Annotated in this window: 17 protein-coding genes and 3 tRNA genes; 8 read left to right on the top strand and 12 right to left on the bottom strand. The window is 33.4% G+C overall.

Annotated elements, in window-relative coordinates; translation table 11 throughout:
• Positions 1-3: 3 nt before the first annotated feature.
• The 4 genes from HMPREF9456_RS10815 to HMPREF9456_RS10800 form a co-directional block, all read right to left on the bottom strand.
• On the bottom strand, positions 4-735 hold the full coding sequence (locus HMPREF9456_RS10815) for a TolC family protein (RefSeq protein ID WP_006843567.1): 732 nt from the start codon (positions 733-735) through the stop codon (positions 4-6).
• A gap of 32 nt (positions 736-767) precedes the next feature.
• Positions 768-1,919, bottom strand: a complete 1,152-nt coding sequence (locus HMPREF9456_RS10810; RefSeq protein WP_006843566.1) for a sugar transferase — start codon at positions 1,917-1,919, stop codon at positions 768-770.
• Positions 1,916-2,281: a response regulator gene (locus tag HMPREF9456_RS10805; protein ID WP_026177100.1), complete on the bottom strand. Its 366-nt coding sequence runs from the start codon at positions 2,279-2,281 to the stop codon at positions 1,916-1,918. Before HMPREF9456_RS10805 ends, HMPREF9456_RS10810 begins: the two co-directional genes overlap by 4 nt.
• Positions 2,282-2,399: 118 nt before the next feature.
• Positions 2,400-4,739 carry an LruC domain-containing protein gene (locus tag HMPREF9456_RS10800; RefSeq protein ID WP_006843564.1) on the bottom strand — a complete coding sequence of 780 codons (2,340 nt, stop codon included), beginning with the start codon at positions 4,737-4,739 and terminating at the stop codon, positions 2,400-2,402.
• A 371-nt stretch (positions 4,740-5,110) separates the two neighbouring features.
• Between HMPREF9456_RS10800 and HMPREF9456_RS10795 the strand changes: the two genes are divergently transcribed.
• The gene (locus HMPREF9456_RS10795; RefSeq protein WP_006843562.1) at positions 5,111-6,244 is read left to right on the top strand and encodes a hybrid sensor histidine kinase/response regulator; all 1,134 of its coding nucleotides are present in this window, start codon (positions 5,111-5,113) and stop codon (positions 6,242-6,244) included.
• Here HMPREF9456_RS10795 and HMPREF9456_RS10790 read toward each other — a convergent pair.
• The 5 genes from HMPREF9456_RS10790 to pepT all read right to left on the bottom strand — a co-directional run bounded on the left by HMPREF9456_RS10790 (position 6,238) and on the right by pepT (position 13,712).
• On the bottom strand, positions 6,238-7,293 hold the full coding sequence (locus HMPREF9456_RS10790) for an endonuclease/exonuclease/phosphatase family protein (protein ID WP_006843561.1): 1,056 nt from the start codon (positions 7,291-7,293) through the stop codon (positions 6,238-6,240). The two genes, HMPREF9456_RS10795 and HMPREF9456_RS10790, sit on opposite strands and share 7 nt — an antisense overlap.
• A gap of 16 nt (positions 7,294-7,309) precedes the next feature.
• Positions 7,310-10,054 carry a PAS domain-containing hybrid sensor histidine kinase/response regulator gene (locus HMPREF9456_RS10785; RefSeq protein WP_245531017.1) on the bottom strand — a complete coding sequence of 915 codons (2,745 nt, stop codon included), beginning with the start codon at positions 10,052-10,054 and terminating at the stop codon, positions 7,310-7,312.
• Between the two features lie 357 nt (positions 10,055-10,411).
• Complete coding sequence (locus HMPREF9456_RS10780) at positions 10,412-11,089, bottom strand: neutral zinc metallopeptidase (protein ID WP_006843559.1); 678 nt, start codon at positions 11,087-11,089, stop codon at positions 10,412-10,414.
• Positions 11,090-11,221: 132 nt separating this feature from the next.
• Positions 11,222-12,319 carry a glycine cleavage system aminomethyltransferase GcvT gene (gcvT, locus tag HMPREF9456_RS10775; RefSeq protein ID WP_006843558.1) on the bottom strand — a complete coding sequence of 366 codons (1,098 nt, stop codon included), beginning with the start codon at positions 12,317-12,319 and terminating at the stop codon, positions 11,222-11,224.
• Between the two features lie 172 nt (positions 12,320-12,491).
• A complete protein-coding gene (pepT, locus tag HMPREF9456_RS10770; protein ID WP_006843557.1) occupies positions 12,492-13,712 on the bottom strand; it encodes a peptidase T in 1,221 nt (406 codons plus the stop codon).
• Between the two features lie 273 nt (positions 13,713-13,985).
• Here pepT and HMPREF9456_RS10765 point away from each other — a divergent pair.
• Positions 13,986-14,059: transfer RNA gene (locus HMPREF9456_RS10765), tRNA-Thr, on the top strand.
• Positions 14,060-14,209: 150 nt separating this feature from the next.
• On the opposite strand, the gene metQ is transcribed toward HMPREF9456_RS10765, so the two are convergent.
• Complete coding sequence (gene metQ, locus HMPREF9456_RS10760; protein WP_006843556.1) at positions 14,210-15,013, bottom strand: methionine ABC transporter substrate-binding lipoprotein MetQ; 804 nt, start codon at positions 15,011-15,013, stop codon at positions 14,210-14,212.
• Between the two features lie 329 nt (positions 15,014-15,342).
• Here metQ and metN point away from each other — a divergent pair, with 329 nt between their 5' ends.
• The 5 genes from metN (at position 15,343) to HMPREF9456_RS10735 (ending at position 17,710) form a co-directional block, all read left to right on the top strand.
• Complete coding sequence (metN, locus tag HMPREF9456_RS10755) at positions 15,343-16,374, top strand: methionine ABC transporter ATP-binding protein MetN (protein WP_006843555.1); 1,032 nt, start codon at positions 15,343-15,345, stop codon at positions 16,372-16,374.
• On the top strand, positions 16,367-17,020 hold the full coding sequence (metI, locus tag HMPREF9456_RS10750; RefSeq protein ID WP_006843554.1) for a methionine ABC transporter permease MetI: 654 nt from the start codon (positions 16,367-16,369) through the stop codon (positions 17,018-17,020). Before metN ends, metI begins: the two co-directional genes overlap by 8 nt.
• A gap of 52 nt (positions 17,021-17,072) precedes the next feature.
• Positions 17,073-17,441, top strand: coding sequence for a rhodanese-like domain-containing protein (locus HMPREF9456_RS10745; RefSeq protein WP_006843553.1), 369 nt, complete (start codon positions 17,073-17,075; stop codon positions 17,439-17,441).
• Positions 17,442-17,545: 104 nt separating this feature from the next.
• Positions 17,546-17,618 (top strand) — tRNA-Gly (locus HMPREF9456_RS10740).
• A gap of 10 nt (positions 17,619-17,628) precedes the next feature.
• Positions 17,629-17,710, top strand: a tRNA-Leu gene (locus HMPREF9456_RS10735).
• Between the two features lie 62 nt (positions 17,711-17,772).
• On the opposite strand, the gene HMPREF9456_RS10730 is transcribed toward HMPREF9456_RS10735, so the two are convergent.
• Positions 17,773-18,837: a type I restriction endonuclease gene (locus HMPREF9456_RS10730; protein WP_006843552.1), complete on the bottom strand. Its 1,065-nt coding sequence runs from the start codon at positions 18,835-18,837 to the stop codon at positions 17,773-17,775.
• A gap of 733 nt (positions 18,838-19,570) precedes the next feature.
• On the opposite strand from HMPREF9456_RS10730, the gene HMPREF9456_RS10725 reads away from it, so the two are divergent.
• On the top strand, positions 19,571-20,392 hold the full coding sequence (locus HMPREF9456_RS10725) for a hypothetical protein (protein WP_006843550.1): 822 nt from the start codon (positions 19,571-19,573) through the stop codon (positions 20,390-20,392).
• A 100-nt stretch (positions 20,393-20,492) separates the two neighbouring features.
• On the opposite strand, the gene HMPREF9456_RS10720 is transcribed toward HMPREF9456_RS10725, so the two are convergent.
• Positions 20,493-20,801 carry a hypothetical protein gene (locus HMPREF9456_RS10720; RefSeq protein ID WP_006843549.1) on the bottom strand — a complete coding sequence of 103 codons (309 nt, stop codon included), beginning with the start codon at positions 20,799-20,801 and terminating at the stop codon, positions 20,493-20,495.
• Between the last annotated feature and the right edge of the window lie 166 nt (positions 20,802-20,967).

The following is a 20,967-nucleotide window of genomic DNA, read 5'->3' as shown; positions in this document are numbered from 1 at the left end:
ATTTTATTTAGATATGATTTGAGTTTTTGCCAATATCTCAAGCTGAAGTAGAGAGGAGTTTAAACTTGCTTTGGTTTCTTCATAGTCGGATACAGCTGTTGTATATACAGATTTTTGTTTCCCGAGTTCTTGGATAGTGATATTACCATTAATAAAGTCTGTTTCGCTTAGATTTAATTGAGCCTCTGCAAAGAGTAAGGCTTCTGATTTAATTTTTATTAATGCTAAGTCTTTCATTGCGAGACTATACATTGCTGCTATACGGATTTTTTGTTCATCATACCATTTCTCTTGTTCAAACTCAGTCGCCTCCATATCCAACCTTTGTTTTCTTACCCTATTCTTTCTATCAAAAATGTCATCTAATGGTATAGATACTGAAGCTCCAAAGTTGTACCAACTCTGTTTATTTCCTGAATATTGATAGAATATTGGGGTGTTTGTATCTGAAAAAGTTGTATTGTTACCTACTACCCCATATTGATAATTAGTGACTAATTTGATGAAACTCAACCATCTTTTTTTCTCGGAATCTATCAAACTTTTATGTCCCTGCTTTTTTTTCTCATAATAGCTGAGAATAGGGCTAGCTTTAGCGTTTTCGTATAGAACAGATATCGGAGGTAACTGAAAGTCTAGATAATCTTTAGGTTTTAACTCTGTTATATCTTGAGCTAACAGATAAATATTACAAGAGGATAGGAAAAACGTAATGATGATTAGTTTTAGTTTCATAAATGTAAAAACTTACAGATGCTTAATACTTGTTAAGCATCTTCTTTTTGTATAAATGAGAAAAATGTTTTAAAAATAATTTTGCAATCAAGCCATATGGAATAATTGTGAGCATAATATATGTCAAGCTGTTTTCTTTCTTCTGCTGACATTTTACCTTCTCCTCCACGTCTTTCAACTTGCCATAGCCCGGTCAATCCTGCCGGAGCTATAAACCGTTCAATATATTCATCTCCAGTCAATAGCTCTGCTTCATAAAGAGGCAAGGGCCTATTACCCACTATTGACATGTCTCCTTTTAATATATTTATTAATTGGGGGATTTCGTCGATACTATATTTTCTCATAAATCTACCCATTTTTGTGACTCTGGGGTCGTGTGCTATTTTAAAAAAAGTTGTATCTTTTTTCTCTTTTTTCTTATTTAGATATTCATGTTCTGATATTTCATAATCGTCTGAAACCAGCACAATGTCATCATTTATAATATCAGCCTTTGCTGTGTTTACTTCTAACGTTTTTTCTTTTGACTCTTTTGTGTATTGATTCATTGATCGATAGCTCGATAGTCGCTCCTCTGCATCTATATACATAGATCGGAATTTCCAGAAATTAAAGATATAAAAGTTGCTCCCAACTCTTTTCGACTTATATAAAATAGGTCCTCTACTTTCAAGCTTAATTAAGACCATTATTAAAATCAAAAACGGAGATAGAGCTATAAGAGCTGAAAGTGAAATAATTATATCAAATATCCGTTTGCCTTTAGGTATTGTAAATACTTCATCAATTTTATTCTGTTCTTTTTTTTCCTTTTTACTTAGAATTTCATTTTTAGATATAAAATTAGTGATTGCTTTAAATACATCAGAATCGGCATCCGGAGAAATAGTATTATTAGCACCAGCTTCTATATATATACTTGTTTCTTCTTTTCCTATTTTTTTGGTAACAAGAATTATATATAGGTTTTTGAATTTCTTTTTCAGGTATGCAATATTAACTTTATCTACATCAGGGTTAATTTTTTCATATAAAAGAGGCTGGATTTTATTTGAGGGTAATTCTTTCAATATAATACCAGCCTCTTCTTTATTTTTGACTATAACTATATTTTCTTGTAATAATTCTTGAAAATGATTGATATATTCTTTATTACTACCTATATATATAATAAAAGTCATTTAAGAATTTTTTTTAGTCTAACTTTTAACTCCATCGGGTTAAAGGGTTTCAAAATAAAATCTTCAGCTCCATTTTCTAATAATCGAATTCGATTTATACTGTTATCCTCACTAGAAAGGATAACTACAGGGATAGACTTAAAAAGTTCATTTTTTTTGATATAAGCTAGGAACTCTTCTCCAGTCATGAAAGGCATTCTTAAATCTAGAATAATCAAATCCGGCATCGAATTTTGCTCCAACCATTGAATTGCTTTTAATGGATTCTCAAAATAAATACATTCATAGTCTTCTCTAAAATAGTTAGCTATAACTTTGGCTATAGCTTCTTTATCATCAATAATTAATATTCTTTGCATTATTTCCTTTTTTTATCTGGGATTCTTAGGATAAACAAATAAATATGAAATAGAAATAGTTTTTTCTAATTTCACGAATATCTCAATTTAATAAAATAATTTGAGATATTCGTAATATTTTCTATTGTTCTAATAAATATACTTTATTTGTTTCGTAAGCTTGATACCAATTAGGATAATTTAGTCCATTTGAGGATACCCATGATTTAAATTGAGGATATGCATCAATTATTCGAACCCACTCTAACGGATATTTAAACGATAGAGGAACTCTTATTCCATATACTAAGTCGGATGTACTATAGTTTCTTCCAGAAGATACATCTGTCGATTTTTTTGTTGCTGCATAATTCCTTAAATGAACTTCTTTTCTATTAGATGTATTATAGCCTCCGTTCACAATGAATACGTTTAGCATATCAATTAAAGAAACAGTAGAAATGTCTATAGGATCGTTGAATAATATGCTGATAGTGATAGCTTTAGCCGGAAGATGGTTTTCTCCTGCTTTCGTATTTATTATTTGAGAAGTGGTAGCCCCAAATAGTGCATGAGCATTATCTGTAAGTGGAATAACTGCATAATCTTGGTCGTTTTCCAAACCATTACTCATAGAGAAAACGTCGCCACTGAAGCTCGTGTTTGAGTTTGTTATACTTTTAATATTACCTTTCAATACGCCGTCTAGCTGAATAGCAGCAGCAAGTCTTTTTGTAGCACCAACAGCTCTTACTTTACTTTGAATGTCTATTTTTGAAACTTTATTAGCTGCAGACAATGTAAATCCTAGATCTATATCCAGTACAAAATCATTCATATCATAGTCCCCTATACTTGGGTAATTATCTTCAAATGCATAAGTATAAGTTGTTCCTAATGTTGCACTTATTGGATATGTTATAATGCCAGGACCACCTCTTTGAACAACATTTCCTCCTTCGTTGCAGCTTGTTGCTTCAATATCAACAGTAGACTCTCCTTTTCTTACAAAGTTAACATATTTTGTATCAGAAGGAACGTCATATCCTGTAGAACCTGAGTTAGCAGGATAGTTCGATGATTCTATTTCTAAATAACCTGTAAATGCAGGGTGTCTCCATTCTGTGATTGAGAATTTTTCTAATTTTACCAACGCTTTATTGCCTGATGCTGGACCATTGATACTGGTTCCTGTATTGCTAAACTTTAGTTCATTTGTAACATTCATTATAGCATGAGACCCAAGGTTTATTTTATTATTACTCTGAAGATCTAAAATGTTACTTATTAACAATGTTTCAGCAGCTGTATTTAATGTCGTGCCCTGGAAAGTTCCTTTATCTGCAATGATAAATTTACATCCATTTTCAATTGTAGCATCATTAACAGTTATATTTTGAGTTGTAAACGCTGCATTATTATTGATTATTGAGTTCTGTAAAAATGTATTACCATTAACCGTAAATTGGTCTTTATTGATAAGATTTGCATTATTGTTTATAGACAAGTTTTGAACTGTCAAAGAACTCTCGTTTACAACCTGTACATTACTTGTATTTGCAGATAATGTACCTGATGAAGACATTGTACCATAATTAAACAAACTTCTTATATTCGAAATATTATTGATGTTGAATACAGTACTGTTGTTTACTATTTGTCCATTTTCATTATTCATATCCACATTAACCTCTTTTTTATCTGGATTGAATTGCCCTGTTGTAGCTACAACTATTTTGGCCGAACCATTCGCTTTTATGTTTGATGAAGTTTGTGTTGGAATATATTTTCCTCCATCTTGAATAATTATTTTTAAATTATTCAGCTCTGTATTAGTTGAAGTATTTTTCCATGTTCCTTCCACATATACGTATGCATCGTACCATGAGCCATTGTTTATTTGACCTTCAAATGTTTGCCCTGCGGGTATCACATATTGATTACTTGAATAGCTGATGTTGTATGATGCCCCCGATATAACGGTTGCATTAGATGGTGTTGTATATGTTCTTGTTGGCGCAGTATAGTTTATATCTAAACTTTTAGTTGAGCCTGATTTTAGTGTTGCTACACTTGCCGATTTTAAAGCATTTGAGGTATAAAGTGCTCTTACTGACATTTTTCCGGTTGGGTCTGTTTCTTGGATATACAAGATGCTATCCGACTTAGCATATGTAACCTTAGCTTTAAACGGTTCGTTTTTTTTCGCTAGGCCTTTTGCCAAAAGGGATGCATTTGGTGAAATGATAGGGTTTTGATTAAAAACTTCTAATTGGTAATAATATAAACCATCGTATTGATCGTTCACATCCAAATTGAGACTAATATTGGAACTTGTAGTCCAGTCAAAACCTGATGGAACGGTTAAGTCTGACAATTCATCCGGTATTACCTGAGAATTAGGGTCATAATAATCTTGTTCGCTGCAACTAGTTAGTAAAGCTATGAACAGCAATGCTGTATACGCAAATTTGATTTTCATAATTAAATAAAAAAGGGGTTTTCTGATTGTCCTCAATATAAACTATATATAGTATAAATGGTTTTCTAAAAAACTGAGTAAAAGTATATATATTTTCTTTATTATTAGTTATTTATTTCCAAAAATATTATTGAAATGTCTTGAAACCATAGCTATAACAAAAATAAATACTCTCAAGTTCATTAATAGAAAAAATTAACACATTATGACTCTTTTAGATAATTTAGCATTTGATGCCTTCCCTCTCTATACTGTGTATATATGTACTTTTTCTTTTAAAAATGCGCTGTTTCGTGAACTTCATAGGCACTTGTTTGTTTTACCTAATATCCAATAATTTTTTTATTAAAACTAACTCCTAATTATTTAAAATGAAAATAAATCATTCCGATTATACAATATTAGTGGTAGATGATGTAATGACAAATGTATTACTTCTTCAAGTGTTATTGGATAAGGAAGGATTCAACGTTGTTACAGCAAATGACGGGCAAGCTGCTATTGAAATAATTAGGAAGGATGTGCCCGATCTTATTCTTTTGGATATCAATATGCCTAATATGGATGGTTTTGAAGTGATAAGAGAGGTTAAAAAATATTCATTATATAGAGAGATTCCTGTCATATTTTTAACGGCGATGAATGATGTTGACAGTATTGTCAAAGGGTTTAGATTAGGAGGAAGTGATTATATAACAAAGCCTTTTAATAAGGAGGAATTAATGGCTCGTATAGTTCATCAACTCTCATTACTTGCTGCTAAACGTATTATTGTAAAACGAACCCATGTGCTTAAGAAGACAATTTTAGATAGGGACAAAATGTATTCGGTAATAGCACATGATCTACGTTCGCCAATGGCATCGATGATGATGATAATGAATTCAATAATGCATGATGTTGACAAAGATAAAGTAGACCCGTCTATATATGAGCTATTGAAACTTGCTAATAAAACAACAGAAGATATATTTTCCTTGCTCGATAATTTACTGAAATGGACCAAGCTGCAGATTGGTAAGCAATTAGCTATTCCTCAAAGCGTAGATCTTGTGCCTATTGTAAAAGGGACTACAGATGTTTTTATGAATGTTGCCAGTATTAAGAATATCAAAGTAGAATTTCATACAGATATTGAATCCGCTAATGTTTTTTCAGATATAGATATGTTGAAAAGTTGTATGCGCAACTTAATCAGCAATGCCATTAAGTTTAGTTATGAAGGAGGATTGATTAAAGTAGAAATAAAAGAGTCTGATGAAGAGTATATTGTCTCTGTCTCTGATAACGGATGTGGTATAAGTGAGGTGAATCAGCAAAAACTATTAAATGTCGGCACTCATTATACAAGTTATGGAACAGCTCAGGAAGAAGGCTCAGGTTTGGGGCTGTTGTTGACAATGGAATTTGTCCAAAAAAACAATGGAAGATTATGGTTTGAATCTAAAGAGGGAGTGGGGTCTATATTTTTCTTTTCTCTTCCCAAAGAAATAACTAATCAATAGTTTAATACTAAATCCATGATAACTGGATTATGGTCACTATATACCTTTTTAGGTGATTCATACTTTATTCCTGAAATTTCTTTTGAATATAAGATATAATCAATTCGTAGGACACTGAATAATCCTTTGTAAGTATGCCCAATACCATTACCACATTCTTCAAATCCATCCTGTAGATCTTTTTTTATAGTTTTGTACGTATAAGAGGTTGGTGTATCATTCATATCTCCACAAAATATAACTGGTGTTGTACTCAAACGAATTTCCTCCCGTATAAGATCAGCCTGAGATGCCCGTATTCTTTGATTTACATTCATTTTGCTAATCGTCTTATAAAGTGAGCTTGGAGTGTTCCATATCGAGCCTATTCTTTTTTGATTGAAGTTTGTTGTTTGCAAATGAGCACAAATAAGCCGTATGGTTTTGTTTTCAATTAACAGGTCTGTTGTAATAGCGCTATTGTAGCTGTTTTTGAACAGCATTTGCTTTATGTTTTGTATTGGGTAACGAGAGAATATTGCCACTTTTAAATAACCTTTTACATTTTCGGGAAAAGTATAATATGGTAGGAAGCTGAGGCATTTTCTCAATGAGTCTCCAACCTCATTGTTGTCCGGGTATTCTTGAATACAAAAAATATCTACATTTTCTGTTTTTGCAAACTCGACTATTGCTTGCAAATCATCATAGTTATTATTGCCAGCATTGTTTTGACTTATATTAAAGGTCATTACCCGTATGTTTTTTCCTACAGAATCTATTGTTTTGGACGATTTGGGCAGTTTGTAGCCCGCTCCTAGAAAGCCTATACAAAATGTAATGGCAATAATAGATGCAACAATAAATCTTTTAGTAACAAGTAAATATATACAACTTACGATGTTGAGAATTAAAATTATCGGTAATATTAGTCCTATAAAAGGAATAATACTATAATCTCTAGGGTCAAAGAATGGAGAGAGGACACCTATAATTGTAGTACCTGCAATTAGTAGACTAAAAATGACAATATAAAAGTTTACTAATTTTATTGCAGCAACTTTTCCCATTAAGTTCAGATTTTTTTTAAATGATATATTTATGAATAGTTTCTATTAATTTATCTTTACAGATTGGTTTGGCTAGGAATTCATTGCAACCAGAATCAATTGCTTTCTTTATGTCTTTTTCATAAGCCTTAGCACTGATCGCAATAATGATAACGTCCGGAGATACTTGACGGATGATTTTCGTTGCTTCAAATCCATCAAGCGTAGGCATATTTAAGTCCATTAATATTATATCAGGATTATACTCTTCAAACATTCTTACAGCCTCCATTCCATTTAGCCCCTGTATCAAAGCATACTCTTCTCCTATCATTGCGTCTATCAGTTGATAACTATTGTCATCATCATCGGCGACTAAAATCGTACAATTCTGCTCGAAAGAATAAGGCTTGATCGAATTTTCGGAGTTGCCTTCCTCTGCTTCCCAATTTCTTATCGGTTCGTATGGCAATGTAAATGTAAAGCAAGATCCTTTTTGCAATTCAGATGTAACGGATATTTCTCCACCAAGACGTTCTACGATGGAACGACAAATAGCTAAACCCAAACCGGTTCCAATAGCATTGCTGTCAACTTGCATAAATCGTTCGAATATTTTATCTAATTGATCCTCGACTATTCCTATTCCGCTATCATTTACATAAACTTTGACGTTATTGTCTATAACCTCAAATCCATATTTTATATATCCTTTTTTTGTAAATTTCTGAGCATTAATAATCAGGTTTGATAGAACTTGATGTATTCTGTTTCTGTCGGATCGTATCCATAGCTCTGCTCCTATATTATTATAGATAAGTTCTGTTTCGGGATGGCATTGGGATGCATATGTTTCATATATTTCCAAGCATAACATCCCAAAATCAAAGTCTTCTGGTTCAAACTCCACAATGCCGGATTCTATTTTCGAAAAGTCAAGAATTTCATTTACTAAACCCAGTAACCGTCCACTGTTGGACTCGACGAAATTAAAATAATAGTTTCGTTTTTCCTGATCATCAGTTTCTGCTATAATGCGAGAAAATCCCAATATTGCATTCAGAGGTGTACGTATTTCATGACTCATATTAGAGAGAAATGCAGATTTTAATTTGTCTAACTGCTCTGCCTTCAACTTTGCTGTTGTAAGCTCTTTTTCTATTTGTTTAAGTTCTGTAATATCCCAGCCTAAACCTATTACTAGAGATGAATTATCAGTTTCACTATTTAATCGTATTTTAAGAATATCTACATATCGGATATTTCCTTCATCATCTACAAATTCTTGAAATACTCTTTGGGGAACACCAGTCTCAAATACTGCTATATCTTCAGCTCGATATCTTTCTGCCACTTCTTTTGGGAAAATGTCAAAGTCCGTTTTATCGGAAAAGTCATCGTTTTGAACAAGATAGAATTGCGTCGATATTTTATTCCAATATATATATTTATAGTCGTTCAATGGGTTTTTAATGAATACAGAAATAGGCATATTATCTAAAACCATATTCATGAGATTGCGAGTATTTTTGCTCTCAATCTCTGCATACTTCTGCTTTGTGGTATTCGACCAGTAACTCCATATAAATTTTGTACCGAAAGTATCTCTTGTTAAATACGAGATGCAATCAAAGTAGGACGTTTTTTCAGTTTCACTATCTGTATAAATTATGTTATACTTATAGCTTTCATTCGATTCTAGTTTTTTTAGAATCAGGTCCCATTGTTCTAAACTAAGCTGCTTCAGTTCTGTTATTTTGTAGTCTGAAATATCCTTGTCTTTCGATATATTGTTGTGAAGTAGAAATTGTTGATTGGCAAAAATTAATTGACCATCTTCCATAAAGACTCCAAAAATATGATCGCTTGTCACATTATTCATGAAGTTTACTGTTTCATATTCCCAACGGTTTTTTATAACATCGTCTATGTTTTGTACATAACCTTCTATGATTGTTTCCCCTTTATATTCGTATACACTGGTGATTTGTGTTCTTATATAAGAAACAATAGAGTAATTGTCTTTCGTGTAAACTCGTCTATAGTCCAGATATTTGCCGTTGTAAATCCTGCCATTCAAATAATCTATAAATGCTTCTTTGTCGGCCGGGTGTATTTTAGAGGAATATTCATCAATAGATATAATTGCTTCTTCTTCCACTATAGAGAATATATTCCCAAATCCGGAATAATACAACATACCTACTAGAGGATTATATTTCCAATGTCCTATTTTTGCTATTTTTTGTGTTTCTTTTAACTTTCGGTTAGCGTTATCTAACCTCTTTTTCATCTGGCTGCGCTGAGTTATATCGCGATATTGACAAAGGACAAACTCCTTGTCGTAAAGTTGTATAATACACTTGAAGTATATAGTATTTCTTTTTAAAGGAAGGTCGTAGTTCTGACTTGAAGTCCCCCCATTTGCAACAACATCATCAAAATGAGCTTTAAAATTTAATGCCGTTTCTTTGGGGAGTATGTCAAAAATATTCTGCCCTACAATTTGTTCAGATTTTAGAAACCAGTGATTTGATTTTATGATACAATCTACGCAAGTACCATCGTAGCGGAATAAAAAAAGCGAATCGCAGGTTTTTAGTAAAATCTCAAAGGCTCTTTCTCTATCATGTAACAGATTAACATTGGTCTCCTCTGTATTACTATACGATACATTTCCTACATATTTGTTTATTAATTCTTTTTGTAATGCAAAATTGTCATATTCCAGATCTTTTATGCGCTGTATCAGTTCATCCTTGGAATATTGTCTATACTTCATATCCATTGTATACAATGTATTAAAAAGAGGAAACTATGTTTATAAATACTATCAAAAAAGATGCTTAAAAGAACACCCATAAGGGTATAATAGTTTAGTGGCATCAAATGTTTTTCCACTATATATTTCCCGAAACAGGCTTTGTAAAATAAAAACATTTATCAAATAACGTGGAATATAGTATGATCGAAACTTTATTTAGCTTTTCTCATATGCTACTGACCTGTATTTGTTTTTTGTAAAAGTATAACAATGAAGTATAAAACTGTCTGTCTCTTTAGGGCAAATCCTAGACTTACTTCATGTTTATAATTATAAAAAAGAAACTAATTACTACGCTTAATCCTCGTCTCTATATTATAACTGTTTATAGGGGAGATCAAAAGTGTTTCGATCTTGTATATCCCCTATTGGGAGTCCTTTCTTCAACCAGCGTATGCGTTGAGCAGACGTTCCGTGATTAAATGTCTCGGGGACCGTGCATAGTTGCAATTGTATTTGCAGATGGTCATCTCCAGTTTTTGAGGCTGCGTTCAGTCCTTTTTCTATATCACCTTCTTCAAACGAATTGAACTTTTCATTATCGTGACAGACCCATACTTCGGCATAAAATTCAGCTTGTAGTTCAAACCTAACGTTAAGCTCGTTACTTTCTTTTTCGGTCAACTGTTGCTTTTGTTGTCCTTTTTGCAACATCCCCGGCAAGTATTGTATGTGATAACCTACTTCGGGAACTATATATTTCAGTCCGTTCTGAGGAAATCTGTCAGCCCATACATCTTCTTTGCCGACAAATATCGTTTTTGCAAAATTAGCAGCAGATTCCTCTTGGGCGGAAGGAATATAAGTTTTCTCTAGAGATATTATATCGGTTGCTTGCTGAGTCATAAATTCCATAGGATTATTACCTCCTACAAGCCAAATAATGAGGCCAATTAAGATTGTTCCGCCAATACTTAAAGAGATCTTACCCGAAGTTTTTTCCCCTCGACGGTCATCTACGTTGTCACTGGTTTTTCTGTCATCCAATCTCATATTTTGTATTCTTAGATGTAACTCGATCTATTGTAAATACAAACATATAAAACAACGAGATTGTTTAAATCATCCTTCACCTCCGTCTTTGCCTTTTGGTCCTGCATCTTTTGAAGAAAAGGTGTAATTGGATTAATCCAATTTCCTGAATGGTGGTTTTACCACCTCTGCTTTCAAATTCTTTTCTCGTACTTTAATAAAAATAGAGGTTCCCAGCTTTGCATACTCTGGTTTTATATAACCTAATCCTATGCCTATCTTGGCTGTAGGTGACATTGTCCCTGATGTGACTGTCCCTATTTTTTCATTATTTTCGTTTACTATATCGTAACCGTGACGTGGAATTCCTTTTTCTTGCATTTTGAATCCGCACAGTTTACGATTGACACCTTCCTGCTTTTGTTTTTCAAGTATTTCGCGAGCAGTAAAATTTTTTCCTTCCGTAAATTTGGTAATCCAACCTAACCCGGCTTCGATAGGAGTCGTTGTATGATCCAAGTCGTTGCCATACAGACAAAATCCCATCTCGAGGCGAAGTGTATCGCGAGCACCCAGTCCTATCGGTTTAATACCAAATTCTTCTCCAGCCTCAAAGATAGCGTTCCATATATCTTCTCCGTATTCAGGGTAAAAGTATAGCTCAAAACCTCCAGCTCCGGTATATCCAGTATTGGATATAATTACGCTATCCAGCCCCGATCCCTTAAGGCTGCCAATAACAAATGAATAATAAGGAATCATTGTTAGATCTATCTTCGTTAGCTTTTGAAGCGTCGCCAAGGCTTTAGGCCCCTGTATCGCTAATTGAGCTATCGTGTCGGACGAGTTTTCAAGATCAGCCAATTCTTCATTATGATCTGTCAGCCATTTCCAGTCTTTCTCTATGTTCGATGCATTTACTACCAACATATATTTATAGGGCTCGTAGTGATATATGATTATATCATCTACTATTCCACCCTGATCGTTAATGATGGCAGTATACTGGGCTTTACCTATTTCGAGAGTGGCAACGTCATTGCTTAACATTCTCTGTAGAAAAGGAAGAGCTCTGGGACCTTTTACCCATATCTCGCCCATATGAGATACATCAAATACTCCCACGCCTTTGCAGACGGTCATGTGTTCATCTATAATACCTGAATATTCGATCGGCATATTATAGCCCGCAAATTCATGCATCTTAGCGCCAAGAGCAATGTGGATGTCTGTAAATGGAGTTTTTTTCATTACTTATTATATATTTCGTTATTAGTGTTCAATATTACTAAAAAGTAACAAAAGTAACACATAATATATAGGTTTTACTTGTCACTTTTTATTATTTATAGTGTATTTCCATATAATATAGATAATTTTATTCACATAAAAAAATGAATACTCCTATCTATACGAATAGGATTTATTTACTCGTTACCAATTCGGCAATCTTAACGATCACCTGTACAGCTTTTTCCATAGACTGGATAGGTACAAATTCGTAACGTCCATGGAAGTTATGTCCACCTGCAAAGATATTCGGACAAGGTAATCCCATAAAAGATAGACGGGCTCCATCTGTTCCTCCTCTGATAGGTTTTACAATAGGGGTAACGCCTACAGCGGTCATTGCATCGAAAGCTAGATCAACCACATGCTTTACAGGTTCAACCTTTTCGCGCATATTGTAATATTGGTCTTTTATTTCTACAGTAGTACTATCCGGGTATAGTTTATTGATGAAAGCGATAGTGTCTAACATTACTTTTTTGCGCTTTTCGAATATTTCACGATCGTGGTCACGTATTATATAACCTACGGTTGCAGCATCTACTGTTCCCGATATATTTGTCAAATGGTAGAATCCTTCATATCCGGTAGTATGTTCGGGACGTTCATTTGAGGGTAGGAGAGAGACTAATTTGTTGGCTACTACCAATGCATTAACCATCTTGTCTTTTGCATATCCGGGATGAACGCTTCGCCCTTGAATATTAATTTTTACGCCGGCAGCATTAAAGTTTTCGTATTCCAGTTCGCCAATAGGTCCACCATCCATCGTATAAGCCCATTCACAGCCAAATTTTTCAACATCAAAATAGTCGGCACCTGCGCCGATTTCTTCGTCAGGGGTAAATCCTATTCGGATTTTTCCATGTTTGATTTCCGGATGATCTTTCAAGTATTTGATAGCAGTCAATATCTCTGCTATCCCTGCTTTATCATCTGCACCTAATAGTGTTTTACCATCAGTTACTATCAAATCCTGACCTACATAGTCTTGCATCTCAGGAAAATCGTTAGGGGATAAAACTATATTAAGCTCTTTATTTAATATGATATCTTTTCCGTCATAATTTTTTACAATCTGTGGATTTACATCTTTACCCGTTAAATCGGGGCTGGTATCCATGTGCGCAACGAACCCTATGGTTGGCACTTTTTTATCTGTATTAGCCGGAAGAGTTGCCATAATATATCCTTTCTCATCCAAAGATATATCTTCCAAACCCATTTCATGCAACTCTTTTTCGAGTTCACGGGCTAGAACCATTTGTCCGGGAGTACTTGGTGTTGTACCTGTTTCTGTGCTTGATTCTGTGTCAAATTTTACGTACTTCAAGAAACGATCTACTACTGTCATATTCTCTATTTATTTTTTATAATATTTTTATTGAAAAATCAGATTTGTTAACGCTTTGATCTCTAGTATTTTCTTTCTACAAAAGAGTTTCATACAAATGTAGTAAAAGGAAATCAAAGGAAAAAATTGAAATCATATTTTGTGAATATGAAAAATTTATCTACTTTTGTCGCGGGTAAGTCCTATACGGTCAGCTCCCGATTAATCCCCCAGGGTTTGATCGCAGCAAGGGCCGTCGGTTGTAGCGACGCGATATAGTAAGCTTACCCACCTGCCTCTTTAGCTCAGTTGGCCAGAGCACGTGATTTGTAATCTCGGGGTCGTTGGTTCGAATCCGACAAGAGGCTCAAAAAAGACTATCCAATTTGGATAGTCTTTTTTTATTTAGAGTCATTTCTTTAGCATCTGTATAATAATAAACGAACAGGGTTAGAATTTCTAACCCTGTTCGTTTATTATTGAAAGTATGTATAATTTCTGCTTTTTGATATACTGAATTACCAACCTTTTACGGCCCCATCCTTAAATACATCAGCTGCAACTTTCTCTACCTCTTCTGATTGATACGATTCTACAAACTTTTTGATTTTGTCACTATCTTTATTTTCTTCTCGAGTCACAATCAGATTGACATAAGGAGACTCCTTATCTTCTGCAAAAACAGCGTCTTTAAGTAAGAGCCCTGCTTGTCCAGCAAAATTATTGTTGATGATAGATAGAGACACTTTTGCGTCATCTAATACTCTAGGTAGTTGTGGTGCTTCTAGTTCTAATATCTCCAAGTTTTTAGGGTTTTCTATTATATCAACTAATCGTGGAGATGTTGCTCCTTCTTTAAGTTTTATCAATCCCACCTTTTGTAATAATAGCAATGCTCTGCTATTGTTTGATGCATCATTCGGGATCACTACTACACTTCCATCTTTCAACTCATCCAAACTTTTTATTTTTTTTGAATATGCTGCCATTGGATATACAAACGTATTACCTACGATGGCAAATTTATACCCACGGTTCGTAGTTTGTTCTTCTAAAAAAGGCTTTGTTTGGAATACATTGGCTTCTATATCTCCTTGATCTAATGCTGTGTTTGGCATTACATAATCACTGAATTGTACTAATTCTACTTCTAGTCCGTATTTTTCTTTCGCTACTTTTTTAGCCGCTTCGGCTATTACGTATTCAGGACCTGAAGATACCCCCACTTTAATATGGTTCGGGTCGTTATTTTTTTTGTTTCCGCAAGATGTAAGTAGCAAAAGAGATATACATATAGTAATCAATCCATTTATTTTTTTCATACTGATGTTATATTTTCTAAATTATTAAATAATGACTTGGCTAATTGTATTTGTCTTCAATAATAAAATAATAGCCTGCAATTTTCATCTAACACAAAAGTAAAGAATCTAATTATAATAAAAAACTTATGATCTTTATCGTCTCTGCAAAAGTATAAGGCTTTCCTTTAATCATAAATACCATAAATAAGGTATTTATTGTATAAGCTATACAGTTAATTTTATGGATTATAAATAAGGAGAGGAAATATTGAAAATATAATTTTATAGAATAGCTTGGAATGTGTACTTTTGGCAAAATAATTAAAAGAAACAATCTATATATTTAGATGATTGAAATAAAGAATGTAACAAAGGTTTTTCAGGGAAAAGATACGTCTTCTACGGCTCTTTCGAATATATCTCTTACTATTCCGAAAGGAAAAATATTTGGTATAATAGGAGAGTCGGGTGCCGGTAAAAGTACGCTGATTCGCTGTGTAAATTTATTGGAACGTCCCACTTCAGGCGAAATATATATTGATGGGCAAAATATGATGACTTTGTCTCCTTCGGAGCTCACAGCTACCCGAAGGAAGATAGGTATGATATTCCAACACTTCAACTTGCTATCCTCAGCTACGGTATTTGAAAATATAGCATTCCCCTTAAAACTAAATAAAACACCTAAGGAATTAATTAAACAACGGGTTCTGGAGTTGTTGGCTCTTGTGGGCTTAGAAAGCAAGGCTGATGATTATCCTGCAAAACTTTCGGGTGGACAGAAACAGCGTGTCGCTATTGCGCGCGCATTGGCTAATAATCCTCAAATCCTTTTGTGTGACGAAGCAACTAGTGCATTAGATCCGGCAACCACTTATTCAATTCTTTCGTTGCTGAAAGATATTAATAAGAAGATGGATATTACAATATTGTTGATCACACATGAAATGGAAGTTGTAAAAACGATTTGTGATGAAGTCGCTGTCCTGAACAAAGGAGAGTTGATAGAGCAAGGTTTAATCGCAGAGATATTTTCACATCCTAAAAATGAGTTAACCAAATACTTTATAGACTCTTCTATAAGGCTGCATATTCCTTCAAATTATTCAGATCGGTTGACAGAGCAATTTGTGGATAATAAACATATGCTCATTCGATTGGAAATATCGGGACAGTCTGAAGCAAATGCCGTGCTCTCGGATATTGCGAAGCTGTATGAGGTAAACAGTAATATTGTATGTGCTCAAATAGACCATATAAAGGGTGTTAAGTTTGGAGTTATGCTGATAGAATTGCACGGCTTGCCCGAAAATGAAATATTAGCTGTTGAGTATTTAAAAAGTAAAAATATAAACGTAAGTGTTTTAGGATATGTCTAGTGAAATGATCGACTTATTGTTAAAAGGTACAGGTGAAACAATCGTCATGACCCTTGTTTCCGGTTTTTTTAGTTTTTTGCTGGGATTACCACTTGGGGTTTGGCTGTATATAACACGCAAAGGACAGATAAAAGAAAATTTGCTATTGCATAATATCCTATCAACAGTTGTAAATATCTTCAGGGCTATACCTTTTATTATTCTTATTGTATGGATGATTCCTTTCACTCGTGCGTTGGTAGGAACATCAATAGGGGTTTTAGCCGCACTTGTTCCATTGAGTATCGGTGCTGCTCCTTTTGTTGCCCGAATGATAGAGAATAGCCTTATTGATGTGCCTGGCGGTTTGATAGAAGCATCGCGGTCTATGGGGGCAACGCCATTTCAGATCGTGAAAAGGGTTTTATTGCCAGAAGCATTACCGTCCATTGTTAACTGTGTATCTATCACGTTAATTATGCTTGTCGGTTATTCTGCGATGGGAGGTGCCGTGGGGGCCGGAGGATTGGGGCAAATTGGTTACCAATATGGCTATGTTGGCTATAATCTGGAAATAATGAATATCGTTTTAGCTTTACTCGTAATATTAGTCTTTATAATACAATATACAGGCAATTATATTTCTAAGAAGTTTGACCATAGATGATCACTTTGCTCTTTTTTTTTATATAAATAAAATTTACAATTTCAGTTAGAGAATGAAACTATCTTATTTTTTATTTACAATTATCCTTAGTCTGGTATCTCTTTCTATTCATGCGCAGATAGCGGGTGCAGATACATTAAGGTCATTGACTACACGTAAAGGTACTGTTATTGTTGATGTGCGTACAGTAGAGGAGTACAATGAAGGGCATATCGAATCGTCTATAAATATTCCTTTACAGACAATGGGGGATTCTATTGAGAGTTTAAAACATTATGAGAAAGTAATTGTGATATGCCGTAGTGGCAAACGAAGTGCTAAAGCCAAAGCTGAGTTGGAAGAGGCTGGATTTACGAATGTATATAATGGTGGAGGTTGGGAGCATCTAAAGGCTATTTTAGAAGCACGTGAAGAAGAGTAGCACGTTGAGTTTTCTCCTTTATAAAAAATAAGAATAGTAACATAAAATAGTATTCTTATTTTTGGTCAGAGTTCAGAAAATATACTAATTTTACAACACCGATTGCGAAAGTAGCTCAGTTGGTAGAGCACAACCTTCCCAAGGTTGGGGTCGCGGGTTCGAGCCCCGTTTTTCGCTCGAAAAAAATGCGCATGTGGCGTAATGGTAGCCGCGCTGTCTTCAGGTGGCAGTGACCTACGGTCGTGGGGGTTCGAGTCCCTTCATGCGCACGGATTAATTTTAGAAACCCTTTGATTTTCAGTAGATAATCAAAGGGTTTTTTGTCTTTTTTTTATATATAGTTCTTAATTACTTCCTTTATTTCATCGGCATATTGGTATATATCATCCAAAGAAGATATATTGTGCCTTGTTTCCTTTTTTTCTTTATCAAAAGTTACGATGTATTTATTTGTAGGTGAATTAAAATACAATCGGACTATAGGTTTTCGATTATTATTATCAAATATTATTGCAAAGTAGGTTTGAGCATCCCTATATGTTATTCTCGATACATTTACAACTTCTCGAAGTATAGCCTTAACTAACATAAAGCCTTCCAGTTCTTCTTCCGTTGTTATTATGCCATTATTCTTGTCTTCAATAACTTGTGGATCTATTTGTTCGGGTTGCTCTTCTTGAGCAACTTCTGTCTTTAAGGCTGTTTTGAGACGATCTGAAATAGTATCGCTAATCAAACCTGAAATAGACTTCTTCACTAGAGAAGTAAACTGTTCTAATAGCTTAGGGGTGATAACTCCATCATAAACCTGTTTTGCAAATAATTTAACAAACTCAGGACTCGGATTTGAGAATTCGTTGTTAATAATCATTTTCAACTGACTTGTGTATTTTAATTCACTTGCAGAACTCAATATATTATCAACATCAAAATATGTTTTATGGAATTTTTTTAATTCCTCTACTGTGTTGCTTTTGAGATCAAATAAATTGATTTCAAGAAATGGTTTTTCATCCATCTTATTAGGAGTTTCAAGATCTGTATAGAACCTGTAAACTATTCCATTGGTTAATAACCCAAATTTAGCATTTGATACATGGAAATAACGCAACAGCTGATTGTCATGTAATGTCAGATCTTGCTTCCAGTGCTTGCACTCTACTAAAACGACAGGCTGATTATCTCTAAATATAGCATAATCGATCTTTTCTCCTTTTTTTGTTCCTATATCACAAGTAAACTCCGGCATTACTTCTAATGGATTGAACACATCATAACCCATTGCTTGAAGAAAAGGCATAATTAAAGCATTTTTAGTTGCTTCTTCTGTTTGCAGGCTGTCTTTTAGCTTTTCGGCTCTGTCTGAAAGCTGTTTAATTTGATCTTTGAAGTCCATAGTATCATTTGTTTAAAATTAATCTTCAAAATGAGTTTCTTGATGTTTCGTTCTATATTAAAATAGTTTTCTCATTTTGTTTAAGTTTATAATGAAATCAGTATATTCTGAAAATAGATTTAAGGAATGACAAGCTATTTGACCAGAGTCTAAGCTTTGATTAATTATCAAGGATTAACAATGTCTTCATGTTCGGATTTCGATACTATAACCTTTTTATATAAAGGTGTTTAGTGCTTTTCAAAAGTAGATAAAAGGAAAATGTAAATCAAATAAATTTAATAAAAATTTATTTAAAATAAACATTTTAATACTGATACTCGAAGCTAAAAAATATTCAGAGAAGATCTACAGATATTTCTTTACAAAATCTGAAGTGAAAAGAAAAGACATAATTCAACTGAGAAGTAAATAGAATAGATTTTAATAAAAAAATCAATGCTTTTTCCCTTTAAATAAATTATTTAAGATGCAATAGACTAGAAAGGCAAGGTAGGATACCACCACTACACTCAGCATAACCAAATTAACAGCATTAATATCCATAGCATAAATTGTTTTTGTTTACTCAAATGTATTATATGATTATTTCATTTCGATTAAAATTTTATTAAGTATTTGCTAAATAATAATTTATGTAAGAGTTGCTAATATTACTTTCGCATGCAACTTTTTTTAGATAACAATCATCTATATATTATAAATAGGAGTAGTAACCCTTATATATATTATAATGAAAAACATAAGTTCGTATTTCAAATTATGCCTTGTGCTGGCGTGTTTATCATTTTTAGCATGCTCTGATGATAACAGCATACAGAATTTTCCCGGTGGAACTTCTGCAAAATTATTGCCGGTAAAAATATCCGGAGAAAAGAATGGTGGTCAGACAGTGTTCGTATACGATGATTATAATCGTCTTATAAGTTGTAGTTATTTTTCTAAATCAGATAAGAAGCTATCTAAGACCAGCGAACTTAAAATACAATACGATGCACTGGAGCGTGTAGAGAAAGCTACATATGAATCCTCAGAAGGCGAAAGTTATACTTATACAATAACTTATGAGGGATCACATATAGTAGTGCAAGATAAATATTATACGCGACATATTGACATTGATGCACAAGGCAATGTGTTGAAAATGAAGCAATATTATGCGAATGATCAAAATGCATCGATAGAATATAATTATCAATACGATCAAAAGGGCAATTTGATAAAGAAAGACTTTAACAACAATTATTATTCTTATACCTATGATGATTATAATGGTGTATATAGCTCAGTGAATACGCCTCAGTGGTTTCTGGTAACTATGCTGGACGCTACTTACATTTATAATAATTGTAACCAAATACAAGTGTCTTTTTTAGATGAGAATGGAAAAGAGCAAACACCTACCACCTTTAAGATAACCCACACTTACAATGAAAATGGATATCCGGTTAAATATCATGTTCCTAATATGACGTTTTGTGGAACGCCACCCTTACCGGAAAGTGATTTTAGAGTGGAATACCAAGAAGCCAAGGTTCTCGAGGTATATTATTGATTGTAATTTACTTTTTAATTATACAAGGACAACATTTGTTGTCCTTTTTTATTAACTAATAGAATACAAATTATCTAACCTTGCAAAATCTAAAATGGAATTATTCCGGGTCAGTATTAAACTTCCATTCTTTGTTTACAAAATCAAACACAATTGATAATTCCGATACAGAGGGGAGTTTTAGAAACTTATATTGAGTAATTATAGCGATTCTTGCTCCTTGTAGTTTTGATACATTCTCATTCCATTCCGAAATTTTATTGAAGTAGGTATTTACACTTTCAATATCGGAAGAAGATATCGCTTTGTTAATATCATTTACTAAACCTGCGATATTAAGATTATTATAAGACTCGTTGAGTTTCTTATAATTTTCCATATAACGATCTTGAATTTCTTTTACGTCCATAGCATTGAGAGTTTTGTATATTAAACATGTTATATGATATAAAGTTAAGTAAAAATAAAGACAAATAGCTAAGATAGAAGGTGGATATTTTTATTTGTTTTTTATGAACTCTATACAATTGAAAAACCTCTGAAACTTTATAAGAGATCAGAGGCTTTTTAGTTTA

The organism is Dysgonomonas mossii DSM 22836 (assembly GCF_000213575.1).
GTDB lineage: Bacteria > Bacteroidota > Bacteroidia > Bacteroidales > Dysgonomonadaceae > Dysgonomonas > Dysgonomonas mossii.
This window is presented reverse-complemented; position numbering and strand designations above follow the sequence as displayed.

Bases quoted from the DNA above. Each gene is read 5' to 3' on its own strand.
- HMPREF9456_RS10815 (WP_006843567.1), bottom strand. From the start codon at position 735: ATGAAACTAAAACTAATCATCATTACGTTTTTCCTATCCTCTTGTAAT.
- HMPREF9456_RS10810 (WP_006843566.1), bottom strand. From the start codon at position 1,919: ATGACTTTTATTATATATATAGGTAGTAATAAAGAATATATCAATCAT.
- HMPREF9456_RS10800 (WP_006843564.1), bottom strand. From the start codon at position 4,739: ATGAAAATCAAATTTGCGTATACAGCATTGCTGTTCATAGCTTTACTA.
- HMPREF9456_RS10795 (WP_006843562.1), top strand. From the start codon at position 5,111: ATGAAAATAAATCATTCCGATTATACAATATTAGTGGTAGATGATGTA.
- HMPREF9456_RS10790 (WP_006843561.1), bottom strand. From the start codon at position 7,293: ATGGGAAAAGTTGCTGCAATAAAATTAGTAAACTTTTATATTGTCATT.
- HMPREF9456_RS10785 (WP_245531017.1), bottom strand. From the start codon at position 10,054: ATGAAGTATAGACAATATTCCAAGGATGAACTGATACAGCGCATAAAA.
- HMPREF9456_RS10780 (WP_006843559.1), bottom strand. From the start codon at position 11,089: ATGAGATTGGATGACAGAAAAACCAGTGACAACGTAGATGACCGTCGA.
- gcvT (WP_006843558.1), bottom strand. From the start codon at position 12,319: ATGAAAAAAACTCCATTTACAGACATCCACATTGCTCTTGGCGCTAAG.
- pepT (WP_006843557.1), bottom strand. From the start codon at position 13,712: ATGACAGTAGTAGATCGTTTCTTGAAGTACGTAAAATTTGACACAGAA.
- metQ (WP_006843556.1), bottom strand. From the start codon at position 15,013: ATGAAAAAAATAAATGGATTGATTACTATATGTATATCTCTTTTGCTA.
- metN (WP_006843555.1), top strand. From the start codon at position 15,343: ATGATTGAAATAAAGAATGTAACAAAGGTTTTTCAGGGAAAAGATACG.
- metI (WP_006843554.1), top strand. From the start codon at position 16,367: ATGTCTAGTGAAATGATCGACTTATTGTTAAAAGGTACAGGTGAAACA.
- HMPREF9456_RS10745 (WP_006843553.1), top strand. From the start codon at position 17,073: ATGAAACTATCTTATTTTTTATTTACAATTATCCTTAGTCTGGTATCT.
- HMPREF9456_RS10730 (WP_006843552.1), bottom strand. From the start codon at position 18,837: ATGGACTTCAAAGATCAAATTAAACAGCTTTCAGACAGAGCCGAAAAG.
- HMPREF9456_RS10725 (WP_006843550.1), top strand. From the start codon at position 19,571: ATGAAAAACATAAGTTCGTATTTCAAATTATGCCTTGTGCTGGCGTGT.
- HMPREF9456_RS10720 (WP_006843549.1), bottom strand. From the start codon at position 20,801: ATGGACGTAAAAGAAATTCAAGATCGTTATATGGAAAATTATAAGAAA.